General features: G+C 57.5%; 14 protein-coding genes, 1 tRNA gene and 1 pseudogene. 8 read left to right on the forward strand and 8 right to left on the reverse strand.

Annotated elements, in window-relative coordinates; all coding sequences use genetic code 11:
* Positions 1-2 precede the first annotated feature (2 nt).
* Genes QKD99_RS04485 through QKD99_RS04505 form a run of 5 tightly spaced genes read left to right on the forward strand, consistent with a single transcriptional unit; the run spans position 3 to position 4,189 of the window.
* The gene (locus tag QKD99_RS04485; RefSeq protein WP_347950826.1) at positions 3-2,135 is read left to right on the forward strand and encodes an ATP-dependent DNA helicase RecG; all 2,133 of its coding nucleotides are present in this window, start codon (positions 3-5) and stop codon (positions 2,133-2,135) included.
* Positions 2,136-2,154: 19 nt separating this feature from the next.
* Positions 2,155-2,367, forward strand: a complete 213-nt coding sequence (locus QKD99_RS04490; RefSeq protein ID WP_347950827.1) for a biotin/lipoyl-containing protein — start codon at positions 2,155-2,157, stop codon at positions 2,365-2,367.
* A complete protein-coding gene (gene rsmD / locus QKD99_RS04495; protein ID WP_347950828.1) occupies positions 2,368-2,949 on the forward strand; it encodes a 16S rRNA (guanine(966)-N(2))-methyltransferase RsmD in 582 nt (193 codons plus the stop codon).
* Positions 2,950-2,975: 26 nt separating this feature from the next.
* The gene (gene coaD / locus QKD99_RS04500; protein WP_204609255.1) at positions 2,976-3,449 is read left to right on the forward strand and encodes a pantetheine-phosphate adenylyltransferase; all 474 of its coding nucleotides are present in this window, start codon (positions 2,976-2,978) and stop codon (positions 3,447-3,449) included.
* A complete protein-coding gene (locus QKD99_RS04505) occupies positions 3,446-4,189 on the forward strand; it encodes a sulfite exporter TauE/SafE family protein (RefSeq protein WP_347950829.1) in 744 nt (247 codons plus the stop codon). The genes coaD and QKD99_RS04505 overlap by 4 nt, the downstream gene beginning before the upstream one ends.
* Before the next feature lie 82 nt (positions 4,190-4,271).
* On the opposite strand, the gene QKD99_RS04510 is transcribed toward QKD99_RS04505, so the two are convergent.
* Genes QKD99_RS04510 through QKD99_RS04525 form a run of 4 tightly spaced genes read right to left on the reverse strand, consistent with a single transcriptional unit; the run spans position 4,272 to position 7,705 of the window.
* Positions 4,272-5,036, reverse strand: coding sequence for an amino acid ABC transporter ATP-binding protein (locus QKD99_RS04510; RefSeq protein ID WP_005323289.1), 765 nt, complete (start codon positions 5,034-5,036; stop codon positions 4,272-4,274).
* On the reverse strand, positions 5,036-5,989 hold the full coding sequence (locus QKD99_RS04515) for an amino acid ABC transporter permease (protein WP_347950830.1): 954 nt from the start codon (positions 5,987-5,989) through the stop codon (positions 5,036-5,038). Before QKD99_RS04515 ends, QKD99_RS04510 begins: the two co-directional genes overlap by 1 nt.
* Entirely contained in the window at positions 5,982-6,869 is an 888-nt protein-coding gene (locus QKD99_RS04520; RefSeq protein ID WP_239279351.1) for an ABC transporter substrate-binding protein, read from the reverse strand. The genes QKD99_RS04515 and QKD99_RS04520 overlap by 8 nt, the downstream gene beginning before the upstream one ends.
* Positions 6,869-7,705 (reverse strand): DUF368 domain-containing protein, encoded by an 837-nt coding sequence (locus QKD99_RS04525; RefSeq protein WP_284815897.1) that lies wholly within the window; start codon positions 7,703-7,705, stop codon positions 6,869-6,871. The genes QKD99_RS04520 and QKD99_RS04525 overlap by 1 nt, the downstream gene beginning before the upstream one ends.
* A 425-nt stretch (positions 7,706-8,130) precedes the next feature.
* Between QKD99_RS04525 and QKD99_RS04530 the strand changes: the two genes are divergently transcribed.
* A complete protein-coding gene (locus QKD99_RS04530; RefSeq protein ID WP_347950831.1) occupies positions 8,131-10,314 on the forward strand; it encodes a LamG-like jellyroll fold domain-containing protein in 2,184 nt (727 codons plus the stop codon).
* A 278-nt stretch (positions 10,315-10,592) separates the two neighbouring features.
* Here the strand turns inward: QKD99_RS04530 and QKD99_RS04535 are convergent.
* A pseudogene (locus QKD99_RS04535) lies at positions 10,593-11,304 on the reverse strand (IS6 family transposase).
* Here QKD99_RS04535 and QKD99_RS04540 point away from each other — a divergent pair.
* On the forward strand, positions 11,281-11,595 hold the full coding sequence (locus tag QKD99_RS04540) for a DUF2262 domain-containing protein (protein ID WP_284767371.1): 315 nt from the start codon (positions 11,281-11,283) through the stop codon (positions 11,593-11,595). The pseudogene QKD99_RS04535 and the gene QKD99_RS04540 sit on opposite strands and share 24 nt — an antisense overlap.
* A 98-nt stretch (positions 11,596-11,693) precedes the next feature.
* On the opposite strand, the gene QKD99_RS04545 is transcribed toward QKD99_RS04540, so the two are convergent.
* Complete coding sequence (locus QKD99_RS04545) at positions 11,694-12,053, reverse strand: GtrA family protein (protein ID WP_347950832.1); 360 nt, start codon at positions 12,051-12,053, stop codon at positions 11,694-11,696.
* Between the two features lie 146 nt (positions 12,054-12,199).
* A complete protein-coding gene (locus QKD99_RS04550) occupies positions 12,200-12,823 on the reverse strand; it encodes a DJ-1/PfpI family protein (protein WP_347950833.1) in 624 nt (207 codons plus the stop codon).
* 904 nt (positions 12,824-13,727) lie between these two features.
* On the opposite strand from QKD99_RS04550, the gene QKD99_RS04555 reads away from it, so the two are divergent.
* Positions 13,728-14,906 carry an IS1249 family transposase gene (locus QKD99_RS04555; protein WP_347950834.1) on the forward strand — a complete coding sequence of 393 codons (1,179 nt, stop codon included), beginning with the start codon at positions 13,728-13,730 and terminating at the stop codon, positions 14,904-14,906.
* A gap of 121 nt (positions 14,907-15,027) precedes the next feature.
* Here the strand turns inward: QKD99_RS04555 and QKD99_RS04560 are convergent.
* Positions 15,028-15,101, reverse strand: a tRNA-Leu gene (locus QKD99_RS04560).
* Positions 15,102-15,146: the final 45 nt, after the last annotated feature.

Below are 15,146 nucleotides of genomic sequence, written 5' to 3' on the forward strand. Positions count from 1 at the left end.
CAATGCTCGGCTGGCAGGACAACCGCCCTTTGACAGAGGTGCTTGCGGCGAAGGACGCCGCGAAGATTACCAAAGCACTGGGGTATGAAACCTGCGGCGAGCTCTTAGCTCACTATCCGCGAGACTATATCCGCCACAACAAGGACGTCGGACTAGGAGACGCTGCGGAGGGCGATATCGTCACGGTTACCGGAACCATTACCGGATTCACCCGCCATGATTCGGGCAAGACCACCATCATCAATGTGCAGCTCGATGGCAGCATCGTTGCGACTTTTTTCAATGCCAATTACGTGATGCGGATGTTGCACCGCGGACAGCGCGTCATGATGAGCGGCAAGCTTAAGTTCTTTCGCAACCAGCCGCAGTTGCAGCAACCGGACTTTGTAGAGATCGATGCGTTTGGCCGTCCCGATGGCGAACTGGATGATTACCGCCAGTCAGCGGCCGAATCCGGCAAGAAGCACCGCCCAAAGGCCACCGGCTCGCTGCGGAACCTGTCGCAGTTTGGCAGGCTCGACCAGCTCCTCTTGGAACGTGAATGGATACCGGTGTACCCAGCCACGTCCAAGGTGACCTCGTGGTACATCATGGGCGCCATCCACTACGTCCTATCTAAGACCCCGCCGATTGCGGAACCGCTGGATTATCAGATGATCATCAGCCTCGATAAGGCAGTGCGGGAAATCCACGAGCCCGGGAAAGCGGGCCCGTACCGTGCGATTCAGCGGCTAAAATACAACGAGGCGCTGTCCATAGGTTTGGTGATGGCATTGCGCCAGCGAGATGCCGAAGCCCGGACCGCTTCTACCATGCCGGCCACCCTAGGCGGCTATCGCGAAGAATTGCTGAGCCATCTGCCCTTTGATCTGACCGAAGGGCAGCGTCGCGTCATTAGCGAGATTGAAGACGATCTGGCTCGTCCGCTGCCCATGATGAGGTTGCTGCAAGGCGAGGTTGGCTCAGGCAAAACCATGGTGGCTACCTGCGCTATGCTGCAGGCTGTCGACGCAGGAACGCAGGCAGCACTGCTGGCGCCGACGGAAGTACTCGCCTCCCAACACGCTGCCTCCATTGGGACCTCGGTTCCCGAAGGCGTCAAGGTCGTACTCCTGACCGGCTCCATGCGAACGGCGGACAAGCGGCAGGCTTTATTGGAGATTGTCTCCGGTGACGCGGACATCATCATTGGAACCCATGCGATTATCCAAGACACCGTGGAGTTCTTTAACCTTGGATTGGTCGTCGTAGATGAGCAACACCGGTTCGGTGTAGAGCAGCGCGATAGCCTGCGGTTAAAGGCACGTGAAGGCCTCAGCCCCCACGTGCTGGTGATGACAGCAACACCGATTCCGCGCACCATTGCGATGACCGTCTTTGGCGACCTCGCCGTATCAACGCTGACCGAGCTGCCCGGTGGTCGCAAACCTATTCAGTCAGCAGTGGTGGCCGAGTGGCGGCCGACCTGGGTGCTGCGCGCACTCGAGCGGATACGCGAGGAGGTTGCCCACGGCCATCAGGCCTATATCGTTTGCCCGCGCATTGAAGGCAAAGGCGGAGTTCTAGAGCTTGCACAGCAGTTAGAAAACGGTCCCTTCAAGGGACTACGGATCGCCATTTTGCATGGGAAGATGCCCAATAAAGACGAGGTAATGACGTCATTTGCCAGGGGAGAGATAGATATCCTGGTCTCTACCACGGTCATTGAGGTGGGCGTGGATGTCCCCAATGCCACGGTAATGCTCATTCGCGAGTCCGAGCATTTCGGCGTTTCCCAGTTGCACCAGTTGCGTGGGCGTGTGGGACGAGGTGGCAATGCCTCCGTCTGCCTTTTGCACACGACGGCAGCCGATAACACTCCGTCCTTCCGGCGTATTACTCAGATCGCCCAAACTTCCTCGGGTTTTGAACTGGCCGAGCTTGATTTGCGCCAGCGCCAAGAGGGCGACATCTTGGGCACCATGCAGTCCGGAACGCACCGCACACTGCGGCTACTGAACTTGGCGGATGACCAAGACATTGTGGAGCGCACCCACACGGATGCGCGCGCCATGGTGGTGCGCAATCCCGAGTTGGCTGAGAAACTCACGCGCAATTTGAGCGAAAGCGAACAGGAATACTTGGAGAAGAACTAAGACGGGTTAACCTAGAAGCATGAAAATTTACGCCCCCTTCGCGGGCATCGTCCGCTGCCATGTGAATGTGGGAGACACTGTTGATACCGGAGTCCCGCTTGCGACTGTCGAAGCCACGAAGCTCGAGGCTCCCGTAGAAAGCCCGGGACCAGGAAAGGTCCACCGTATTATGGTCTCTGACTTTAGTGACGTGGTCGGCGGAGACTTATTGATGGAGATTGGAGAAGCATAAATGACGCGCATTATTGCCGGCGAAGCTCGCGGACGCACCATTAAAGTGCCCGCAGAAGGAACCCGGCCTACCGCAGATCGCGCCCGGGAAGGGCTTTTTTCATCCCTCACTGCACGGTGGGGCTTTGCTGGATCTTCGGTGCTCGATCTTTTTGCTGGCTCTGGTGCCCTGGGCCTAGAGGCGGCGAGCCGAGGGGCAGAGGAAGCAGTACTGGTGGAATCTTCGGCCGATGCGGTGAAGATCATCCGGCATAACATGGGCGTCGTCAAGCATCCCGGCGTGCTCGTGCAAGAGATGAAGGTAGGCACCTACCTGGCTAGTGCCCCGCGCAAACACTTTGACCTGGTGCTTGCAGACCCGCCGTACGCATTCGACGAGGTGAATGAACTCATTGCTGCCATCGAACCGGTGCTTACCGACCGCGCAATGGTAGTAATTGAGCGCCATGTTGATTCCGCGGATACTGTGTGGCCTGCTGGTTTTGAGCCCACCGGCCAGAAGCTGAAGAAGCGCACCTTTGGCATTGCCCGCATGGATATGGCGGTCTATACCCGCCCCGGCAGCGAGGACGCCGAAGGCTAAACCCCTGAAAGGAAAGCGAAAGTAGCATGACTAAGGCCGTCTGCCCTGGATCCTTCGACCCCGTCACCTTAGGTCACGTCGATATCATCAATCGCGCTAACCAGATGTTCGATGAGGTCACTGTGTTGGTTACCGGTAATCCCGACAAGCCCTCTGGGCTTTTTAGCGTGGAGGAGCGTATGGAACTTATCCGCCAGAGCGTGGATTCTTCCATCAAAGTGGATTATTGTTCCGGGCTGTTGGTGGATTACACCACGGAGCATGGGGCAGACGTCCTAGTGAAGGGACTGCGTAGCTCACTGGATTATGAATATGAGCTGCCCATGGCGCAGATGAACCGGCGCCTTTCGGGAATCGATACTGTCTTCCTACTCACGGACGAGAAGTACGGCTATATCAGCTCCTCGCTGTGTAAGCAGGTAGCCAAGTTTGGCGGCGACGTGACGGGGATGTTCCCCGAGCCTGTAGGTCGTGCGGTAAAGGAGAAATACCGTCAGTGAGCCTCGCGCTGATTATTTTCCTCGTCGTTGTTGTTGGTTCGACTCTGCAACGGGTATCTGGAATGGGGCTCGGTCTCATCGGCGGTCCCATCCTCATGCTCATTATGGGGCCGGTTGAAGGAATTCTCGTCATTAACGTTCTGGCCTGCATAAATGCGATTCTGACCACGTATTCCGTGCGTGAGAATGTGAGTTGGAAGAAGTTCGGACTAATAGCTCCAGTTATGGTGATCGGTTCCTTGGCCGCGGCGCTGCTCATTAGGCGCATGGACACGGCAGGGCTCATGATCGTAGTGGGCGCTGCGCTTCTGGCCGCATTAGCCGTAGTGACATTTGGAAAGAAATTTGTCCCGCCGATGGAGGGCAAAGGCCCTGCCATCTCCGCCGGTATTCTCGGTGGCTTTACCAATACCTTGGCCGGCGTTGCCGGCCCGGTTATTACCGTCTACGCCCAAGCGGCAAAGTGGCCCCAGCACGTATACGCCGCGACGCTGCAGCCGATTTTTGTCGTAGGCGGATTCTTTTCCGTGACGACCAAGACGCTTACCGGTGCGGCGCATTTTGATGGCCTGCCTTGGGTGATGTGGCCCGCCGGAGTCTTAGGTATGTTCGTCGGCATTTGGGCCGGCACCCGCATTGCCCAGCGTGTTCCACGAGAAAAGGCCCGCGTGCTCTCACTGAGCGTTGCCGGGGTGGGCGCGGCCAGCGCACTGATTCGGGGCATTTTGACGCTTTCGTAGACGAGTAAGCCACAACAAAGCCCGCCGGTCCTCTTTGCTGAAAAGGCGGCGGGCTAAAGGCACCCTGCGGAGTGTGTTGGGTTTAGAGCAGTGAAGCCAAAAAGTCCTTGGTGCGTGGTTGTTGCGGGTTATCCAAAACTTCAGCTGGGCTGCCGGACTCGATGACCACGCCGCCGTCCATAAAGAAGACCTTATCGGCTACCTCGCGCGCAAAACCCATCTCGTGGGTGACCACGAGCATGGTCATGCCTTCGGCTGCGAGGTCCTTCATAACGCGCAGCACTTCGCCGACGAGCTCTGGATCGAGGGCGGACGTAGGTTCGTCGAAAAGCATGAGCTTAGGGTCCATGGCCACCGCACGAGCGATGGCAACGCGCTGTTGCTGGCCGCCAGAGAGCTGTACCGGGTAGTTATTGGCCTTGGACGCCAAGCCAACGTCTTCCAGCAGCTCCATAGCGCGGGCGCGGGCGGTCTCTTCCGGAATCTTTTTCACCTGCACCGGTGCCTCGATGATGTTTTCAATCACCGTGCGGTGGGGGAAGAGGTTGAAAGACTGAAAGACCATGCCGATATCGGAGCGCTGCTCTGCGGCTTCCTTTTCGCTGATCTCATAAAGGGTGCCGTTCTTTTCGCGGTAGCCGATGAGCTCGCCGTCGACATAGAGTCGGCCCGCCGTTGCCTTATCAAGGTGGTTGACGCAGCGCAGGAAGGTGGACTTGCCGGAGCCCGAGGGGCCCAACAGGCAGGCCACTTCGCCGGGCTGGACCTCAAGGTCAATGCCTTTGAGGACCTCGAGCTGTCCGAAGGACTTATGGACGTTCTGGGCGGAAATCATGGGAGTAGCCATTAGTTTTTAGCCTCCGAAATCACGGATACGTTGCGGGGGATGGTGCCTTCAGCGTCTGCCAGCGCAGCAAGTTGGCGGCCGGTAAGTTCGCGGGTCGCACCGCGCTCAAAGCGGCGCTCCAGGAAGTACTGACCCACCATCAGCAGGGACGTAACTACGAGGTACCAGGAAGCTGCGACCAGCAGCAGCGGGATGGGCTGGAAGAGGGCGGCGGAAATATCCGTGGTGCGGCCGAAGATTTCCTCGGTATAAGGAATGGCTACCACGAGGGAAGAGGTCTTGAGCAAGGAAATGAATTCATTGCCCGTGGGCGGAATGATAATGCGCATGGCCTGCGGAAGGACGGTGCGGCGCATGGTCATCCACCAGGACATGCCGAGTGCCTTGGAGGCTTCCTTCTGGCCCTCAGGAACGGAGGTGATACCGGAGCGCACAATCTCGGCCATATAGGCGGCTTCATTGAGCCCCAGGCCCATCACCGCAAGGAAGAAGGCGTTAGTGAGGATCGTCTGCAAAGATACCTCGGTAAAGCCCAAGTTGATGGATTGATAGATGGCGGAGAGCAGGCCCCAGAACACCAGCTGTACATAGATCGGCGTGCCACGGAAGACCCAGAGGAATACCCAGGAGACGCTGCGCAGCACCGGGTTCGGGGACATGCGCATAACCGCAAGGATGGCACCACCGACAACGCCGATGATCATGGACAAAATGGTGATGGCGATGGTGTGCAAGGAAGCAAGCGCGATGCGCTTATCAAAGAGGTACTGGAAGTAAGTGTCCCAGCCAAATGCCTCGTTGCGGGCGGAAGCAATGATAAACCACACGCCGAGCACGATAAGCAGGCCGGCGAAGACCCAGCGCCACGGGTGGCGTAGAGGTCGCGCCTCGATCTTGGCGGGCTTTTCCTTAGGCTCTGCCGTAGCTGGCGTCGCCGCATTTTCATTAACCATTGATCGGCCTTTCATTAATCATTGCCTGGTCTATTAAGCCATCCTCGATGCCCCAACGGGACAAAATTTCTGCATACTCTCCGGTCTCGATGAGGTGTTGCAGTGCTGCAGCCGAGGCCTTGCCCAAATCGGAATCCTTGGGTACAGCAAAGCCATAGGGCGATGCTTGGAACATATCGCCTACCTGCCGCATCTTTCCTTCGGAGCGATTGACAGCCCACGCCGTTACTGGGGAGTCTGCGGACAGGGCATCTGCGCGTCCCATGAGGACCGCCAGCGCGGCGTTGTCACCGGTGTCATAAGACAAGACTGTGAGATCGCCGTTGCACGCATCCTTCTTGGGGCGCACATCGTCGGTTTCAGATACCGTGGTGCGCTGCACCGCAACGGTCAAGCCGCAAGGATTATCCGGGTCAACCTTCTTAGGTCCATCTACTCGCTCGGCCCACTGGATGCCGGCGTAGAGGTGATCTACAAAGTCGAATTCATTGCGGCGCTCGGGGTTATCCGTGAACCCGGATGCGCCCATATCAATCTGGCCCGATTGCACGGCGGGCAAGATCATGGAGAAGTCCTGTTCCATGGGCTGGAAATCGAGTCCCAAGACACCGGCAACGGCGCGAGCAAGATCGAGTTCAACGCCCTGGAGCGCCCCGTGGGAATCCTTAAGCTGAAATGGGGCATAGGGCGGGTTAGTACCGGCAGTGAGGACGCCATCGTTGTCGTCATACATGGCGGCAATTTCCGGCACCATTGCGGAATGGGGTTCTTCCCAGCCGTCCGGAGTGGAATCTTCCTCGTTGGTGACGCAGGCGCCCAGGCTCAGCGTGGGGACGAGGACCGCGGCGATAGTTGCGCGGCGAGAAAACGAGCGCGGCATTATTTTTGCGCCGTCCTTTCATCTATAGCGCGGGCCTTCTTCATATCTACGAAGATGAAGGCGGAGACGATGAGTGCACCGAGGATGAACATGCCGATGATGATGCCGCTAGAGGCATCTTGGTCAGCTCCCCAGGGCCACAGTGCGCGCAGAGAACCGAGCATGAAACCTGCCATAGTCATCAGCGTAGGGGCGCGGTGGTGATCCAGCAGGAAGTTCAATACCTTGATAAACGCCGCAAGACCACACAGGGCACCCAGCGCGAAAACGGCGATAGTGCCTAGGTCACGATCTGAAACGGCACCAATGATGGGCTGGTAGAGGCCCATGGTCAGCAGGATGAGCGAGCCGGAGATGCCAGGCAGGATGAGTGCGCATACCGCGATGGCGGCGGCGAAGAAGACCACAATAAGGCTGGGGTTCTCGTGCGGTTCGGAGGTGAATCCGGTGATAAAGAAGATGGCAATCGTGGCAACGACGAACGCGATGATGGACGAGGGGCGTAGCCTCTCCTGCTTAGAAAGCATGGATAGCGGTACAAAAATGGACACGGCAACCATGCCCAAAAAGAGCGCTCCGGAAGCCGATACGTGATTATCTACGAAGTTAGAAAGCACGGTGGACATTCCGAAGACGGCGATGAACATGCCGATCGCTACGGAGATGAGGAAGCTCCATTCCACCTTCTTGAAGCGGCCGGAGATGAGATCGTTGGCGTTGTGGACTGCGCGTTCATAAATGCCCACGATGAGCGCCACGGTGCCACCGGAGATGCCCGGTACAAGCTCGGCCATGCCGATGAGGGCGCCGCGGATTGCGTTCAAAATGTATTGCATAAATTAAAAATCTACCTGGGAGGGGACTGGTGCGGAGGGCGACTGGCCTAGCGAGCCGGGAGAAAAGTGCCGAAGAGGGAGGCTAGGCGAACCGCCGTGAAGCGTAATGCATATCTTTCATTAGAGGGCGGTGGACTACCTACCGCGGAAGGGGAGGATCTTCTCCCTAACCGTAGAGGTAAAACCGTATTCATGAATATTCTGTCAGTTTAATGCACCCCAATGCAACTATGCAGTTTGGGGCAGGTTATACGGAATCTCACACGAGAAGATGTCTTTTTCAGAGGCAACCATAAGTTTCCTATTATTCAGTCTCCTGTTTACGCGGGTGTCAACTAACTGAAAGGTTCGCCCCCTAGAATCCCTCGCGTATTCCCGCCATTTCCCCTGTGCAAGCATTCCTTTCCAGTCTTAAAGGACTCTCTATGAAAAATCGATTTGTCCTGCCAGCGCTAACTGCAACCGCGGTGGTGGGCAACCTCGTTGTTGTACCGGCAGCAGGCGCTGCGGAGGTTGGGGCTGAGGGGGCGTCGTCCAGCGAGGGTTCTCGCTTTAGCATCGGCGTCCTACCGGATACCCAGTTCTATTCGCGCTATTCCACCCCGGAGACGGGCAACTTGGCCCAAGCTCGCTACGGAAGCGAACCCTACTTGGCCCAAACTCAATGGTTGGTAGACCACCAAGACGAGCTGAACATGGACTTCGTCACCCACCTGGGTGACGTTGTAGACCAGTGGAACGTGGAGGGCGAATGGCAGGTAGCCGATAAGGCCATGCAGGTCCTCGACGATTCGGATCTGAACTACTCCATCCTGCCCGGCAATCACGACATGGACGTGGAGGGTGCGGCGGCTCACCCGTATGACAAGTGGTTTAGCGCCGGTCGCGCCAAGGCCGCTAATCCGGAGACCTTCCAAGAGCGCTACTCGGCCATCAATAATGACTCCGAGGCCCACATCTTTGAAGCAGAAGGCCAGAAATACCTGAACCTAGCCTTGGGGTGGCGCGCCGACGAGAAGGCCATTGCATGGGCGCAAGGCATCATTGATCAGCATCCAGATCTTCCGGTCATTGTGACCACCCATGAGGCCCTCAACATCGACGGGGAGGGCAACGTTTTCTATTCCGATGACTATGGCAAGGGCCTGTGGGATACGTTCATCAAGAGCAACGACCAGATCTTCCTGGTGATGGGTGGCCATCACCACGGCGCGGGCTACCGAGTGGATAAGAACGATGCCGGGCACGACGTCGTTTCCATCTTGCAGGACTATCAGATGGCCTACCAGGGCGGAAATGGTCTGCTGGGAGTGCTCGAGTTCGACCTTTCCGGCAAGCAGCTGGAGATGACCGCGCTCTCGCCGTGGGTGGCGCAGAAGCCGCACGAAGAACTGACGCAGTTCGACAAGCTCACCCTAGATGACAAGGGCGATAGCTACGCCATCCCGTTCGACTTTGAGCAGCGCTTTTCCTCCTTTTCCCCGGATTTCACCGTGGGTGAGGGCCACCAGCCGGACCTGGCACAGCGTGCGCGCGACATCGCCGCGGAAGGCTATAGGCCCTATACCATCGCGGAGGATGAGCTGCCCAAGGGCGCGGATGACTTTGCCAAGAACGACCACACGGTATTCCACTGGCGCCCGGGCCAGGCCCAAGACAAGGACGGGCATGTGCTTGCCGACGGCGCCCCTGCCGGCCGTGGCACCACCATCCCCGACGTTTCCAGCGATTCCGGCAGTGACCTGCACCGCTCTGGCGCCATGTTAGGTGATCGGGTGACCTATAGCTCCGATCACCACCCGCTTTCCTCTGATTCCGGCTCACTCTTCTGGTCCGACCCAGCGGGCAAGGTAGGAAATGCCGAGTTCCGCACCGACAAGGGCGCGGCGGCTAATAACGTGGATACCACCAAGGGGTACACTTTCGAATCCTTCGTCAAGATTCCAAAGGACTTCAATGGTGCCCAACATGGCTGGGGAAGTGCGCTTAGCCGCGACTCTGCCATCAATAAGTTGGTCGACGGCTCCGAAGACACGGACCCTACCGTCATGTTTGGTATCTCCAATCTCCGCGAGCTGCGCTGGTGGGCGGAGCCAAAGCAGGGAAGCGGTTCTACCGTATGGTCCCACGAAGTACCCAAGGATGAGTGGATGCACATTGCCGTGGTCAATGATCCACAAAGCGATAGCGTGGAGATGTTCATCAACGGCGCGCCTATCTTGCGCAACGCGGTAGGTGCCGAAGGACTTCTCCCGCGCGACCTACAGTGGGTCATGGGCGGCGGCTTTGATGACCAGCGCCCGCAGGACCCGTGGTACGGCTGGATTGGTGAGACCCGCCTGACCCAGGGTGTTCTGGGCAAGGACGAATGGCTTACCGCCCGTGCGCACGGGGACGGCAAACCGGTCGATACCACGCAGCCTGCCATGGGAAGCTCCGAGTTGAGCTCCAGTACGAGCTCGAAGCCCGCCATCTTGGGAGCAATCCTCGGCATCGCAGGCGTGGCCGGACTCATCGGTCTAGCGCTACCGCAGCTGAAGGCTTCCATCCCTCAGATCAACGCAGTGCTGCGCAAGTACCACCTGCCAACCCTGCCTGATCTGGGCTAAAGCAAAGACCTCGGTTTCCCTGACTTAGTGGAAACCGAGGTCTTTTCTCGTTGTGCCCCTGGTGAGACTCGAACTCACACGGCCTGTCGTAATTTAATAGTCTGACCAGGGGATAATTTACGATGACCCGGTTTGTGACAACGATTTGACAACTATGATGAGAGTGTCTGATGGTTTGTGTGTGGGTACCTAACCCGCATGGTGCTGTTGCAAACTTCAGGCGGAGAGCCGTGACGACCCAGTCTTCATCCTCTGATGCTCGCTGCGGGTCGGCGTTCTCAGGCAGCCTCGAACACCCGGTTGACGATCACCGCGTCCGGGTTCGGTTGCCCGTAGGCAAACATCGTGCCTTGCCCTTTCCGCAATGAGTGCATCGCCTCCATCCCTTTCAACGTCCGATATGCAGATGTCCGGTTCTTAAACGCGCCTTTCGGCCCGAGGATCCGCTTCAGCCGACCATGGTCGCCTTCCAGGATGTTGTTGAGGTATTTCACCTGCCGGTGTTCCACTGTTGGCGGGCAGATTCCCTCTGACTTCAACTCGGCGATTGCCCTGGCTAGGGAGGGTGCTTTATCGGTGTTGATCACTCTGGGATACCCGGCTGATGCATTGGATCTGAGGGCCTTGGCCAGGAAACGCTTCGCTGCGGCCACGTTCCGCTTCGGAGAGAGGTAAAAGTCCAGGGTCTGACCACCGGCGGTGATCGCCCGATAGAGGTAGCACCACCTGCCGCCGACCCGGATATAGGTCTTATCCACTCGCCAGGAAGTGGCCTGTCAGTCGGGTACCTGCCGGGACCGCCGTGTTTGCTTGTCCAGCTCAGGGGCGTATTTCTGGACCCAGCGGTAGATCGTGGTGTGATCGACTGGCACGCCCCGCTCGATCATCATTTCTTCCAGATCGCGGTAGCTGAGCCCGTAGCGGCAGTACCACCGCACTGCCCGCAGGATGATGTCACGAGGGGAAATGACGACCAGAGAAGATACCCATGGCTGTGATTATTTCGCGCAGGTCTTCCTGTCTCCCGAACTTTGCAACAACACCCTTCCGGCCGCGAACCGGTGGCGCCACGATGTGGCCGAGGCGGAAGGGAGGCCGACACCCGCCCCGAAGCTTGGGGTGGAGGACGTCTACGCCAAGCTGACTCCGACTGCGGTGAACATTCCCCACAGGGGAAACATTGGCGTCGAGTTCGACGACGGGTACATGTTCGGTGGGCACCCCGTGACGGTGAAGACGAAGAGGGATGGAACTCCCACCTCGAACGAGATGGACGTCTAACCCGACAGTCCTTCTCCCACCTTGCCCTGCCGGGCAGGATGAGGGTTGATTGCCGGGTTATCGCTTACTCGGCAGGGGCTTGGCGGAGCGGAATGCGCTCACCGCGAGGTGTTTTCGCTGGTGAACAGCCACTTGCTCTGCAGGATGAAGTTGAGGGTGGTGGCTGTTGCCTGCGAAATCACCCACGAGAGTAAAACCGTGTGTTCGAAATCCGCCAGCGGGGTACGGGCGAGCTTGTTGCCCAGCACCGCCTTGATCAAACACGCGGTGTAGACGATGAAGGCCCTCAGCTTCTCGGTGGTGGACCGGTTGCCGGAGAAAGTGACAACGCTATTGGCGTAGTAGGCGAACAGGCTGCCCAGGATGTAACTGTTTGCCCGGCTGATCAGGGCGTTTTCCTCGGAGGTTTCAAGGAAGTGCATGGTGCCGAAGTCGATGGCGGCACCGATGACTCCCACGATGCACAACAACACCACTGCCCGGGCGTTTTTCGTGCACCTGCCCGTAGTCCGTGGTCTATCTTGGGCGTCGTCGACTGTCTGGTTTGGGATGAGGTGTGTCTGCGGGGGTCGGGTAGGCCAGCTGGGGCTTTTTATAAGGTGAACTAGATGAGGCCATAAATATGGGCGAAGGGGTCGACAGTGCTGTCTGTTTGTGGCTGATATTCCGCTAGCGTGGTCGCTTCTTCAAAAGCTTCTGCGCCGAAGAGGTGCTGGATCAGCGAGGCAGTCATGTCCAAACCCGCCGCAACGCCCGAGGATGTCCATATTTTTCCATCCTCCACCCAGCGGGCTTGAGATTGCCATTCAACATCATCATCCAAGGAAGAAACCCAACCGAATGCCCTCTTGTTGCTCGTTGCTCGGCGCCCTTTAAGGAGACCCGCGGCTGCCAGTAGGGCTGAACCAGTACAGACCGATGCCACTATCTCGGCGCGCTGTCCCGTTTCCTTTAACCAGGACAGGAAAGTGGTGTCTTGAACTAGGGTTCGCGTCCCCGCACCCCCGGGGATCAGGAGAATATCCGGATTCTCGAGGTTTGTGTAAGGCAGATCTGTCAAGACACGTACGCCCTGGGTGCTCTGGACGGGCTCTTTTTCCTTTCCTAAAAAACTTATACGTATGTCCGGAACCTGACTCAAAAGCTCCACCGGCCCAAAGACGTCTAACACCTCGAATCCTTCAAAAAGGATGACGGAAACATGTCGCTCCCCAATCAGCTTTCCCATAGTCATAGCTTACGTGGTGAGGGTGTGTCAGGGTGGTATATCCCTAAATCACCGTGTCAGGGGATTGTGCTTCCCAAGAAAAACCCTCCCCGAAAAGTGTATTTGACTGTTGACCAGGTTAGACGCCTCGCTGACGAGTGTTCTCGGCATGGGGACGCGGTGCGGGTACTGGCGACCACAGGGCTGCGTTTCGGGGAGCTGGCTGGCCTTACCCCCGAGGATGTTAGTTTTTCCACCCGACGTCTTGTCGTACGGCGTTCTGCCACTACCGTGGGTGGGAAAATCGTCGTAGGCCCACCAAAAACACGCAAAACCAGAACAGTAGCGTTCTCTGACGTTGTGGCTGACGATCTTCGAGCACGTGTAGCAGCAGTAGGGCCAGGAGAATACCTATTCCACAGCCCCGGAGACCCAACTACCCCTATGCGTTTGCCCAGCTCAGGATCGTGGTTCACAGAAGCTGTGGCGCGTCTACAGTCCGAAGACCCCACATTCCCGCACATCACCCCACACGGACTCCGGCACACCGCGGCGTCTCTGCTTATCAGTGCGGGGCCACTGTTTTGGTGGTGAGCAGGCAGCTGGGGCACGAGGACGCAGCCATGACAATAAACACGTATGCGGATCTTTTTGACGACGACCTAGGGTCTGTGTCTGCGAAAATGGCGGATCTGTGGGCCTGATTCCGTGACAACATTTGACAACATTTTGTGAGCGTCCTGATCGTAATGATTGCAATGACGGGTTAAACGACAAAAAGTGTGTCCGGAATTGCCGATTTCCCGGGCGTAACCTCTAGGTTTCAGGAAAATATATGCTCCTGGGGCATATATCTGGCTCTCAGACGGCAAATCCACGAAGGGGCTAGCGCTGTGTGCTATGTACGCCGTGGTGTGGTGGCGCAATGCCAAAGAACCAACCACGCTGCTACTGCGGCGGTGAAATGAAACGCAACGGCACCACCAGCAAAGGCACCACCAGATGGCGATGCAAACAATGCGGCGCATCCAGCGTGAAGCACCGCGGCGACATCACCAATGCAGCGGTGTTTACCGCTTTCATTGATCATCTCACCACCGGTGCCAGTCTCGATGTTGTTGCCCACCGCGTGGGATGTTCGCCCCGTACGCTGCAACGCCGGTTTGAACCGTTCTGGCTCATTGATGTGCCCAACCCCACCAATGCACATTGTGGACGAGTTTACGACCAGGTGTTTTTAGACGGCACCTACACCGCCGGCGGCTGTTTGATCGTCGCTGCCACCATCGATCACGTCATTGCCTGGCACTGGTGCAAACACGAAACCACCCGCGACTACCAGCGACTGCTCGAACGCATCGAAGCACCACTGATTGCTGTCATCGACGGCGGCCAAGGAGCATTTAGCGCGATTAGAAAGTGCTGGCCGACCACAAAAATCCAACGCTGCCTCGTCCACGCCCAACGCGTCGTGCGGCGCTACACCACCTCACGCCCGCGCACAGATGCCGGGCGCACCATCTACCAACTTGCACTGAAACTGACTCGGATCACCACCTTGGATGAAGCGGCAAAATGGGGCACGCAACTGCACGAATTCTCTACGATCTACCAAGCCTGGATGGATGAGAAAACCACGGTCAAAGACCCCAAAACTGGTACGTGGACTCGCGTGTGGACACACCACAACGTGCGCAAGGCCTACAACAGTCTCAACCACCTCTGGCGAAGCGACCTGCTGTTTGTCTACCTCAAGCCCCCAGAAACAGTCCTTGAACCTGACCGGATCAAATCCACCACAAACAGTCTGGAAGGCGGTATCAACGCCCAGCTCAAACTGCTCGCCAGGACTCACCGCGGCAGATCAGGTGAACGACAACGCCGAATGCTGGATTGGTGGCTCTACCTTAAAACGGAACTGCCTGACGATCCAGTACGAATCGCCAGGCAGTCCAACTGGGGCCAGGACCAACTCGCCAAAGTAACAACCCTGACCCAAAACGAGAACCAAGCCGACCACCAAACAGGACGACCAGCCCTCTACGACAACGGTATCGATACCGAGTACACCCACTCAATCGGCATCCAAAAAGGCCAGATCTAACCCCACGACACGCCGAACCAGACACACTTTTTGTCGTTTAACCCGCAATGACTGCAGTTTCGTAACATGAAAAAACAACCCCCTACCAGGAAGTTCCCGGTCAGAGGGTTGTTACGAAAAGTGCCCCTGGTGAGACTCGAACTCACACTGGACGGGTTTTGAATCCGTTGCCTCTGCCAATTGGGCTACAGGGGCGCACAGTGTAAAGGCGGACTGCCTTTGACTGTGAAAATAGTAGCG

Source organism: Corynebacterium sp. c3Ub_189 (genome assembly GCF_039907195.1).
Classification (GTDB): Bacteria; Actinomycetota; Actinomycetes; order Mycobacteriales; family Mycobacteriaceae; genus Corynebacterium.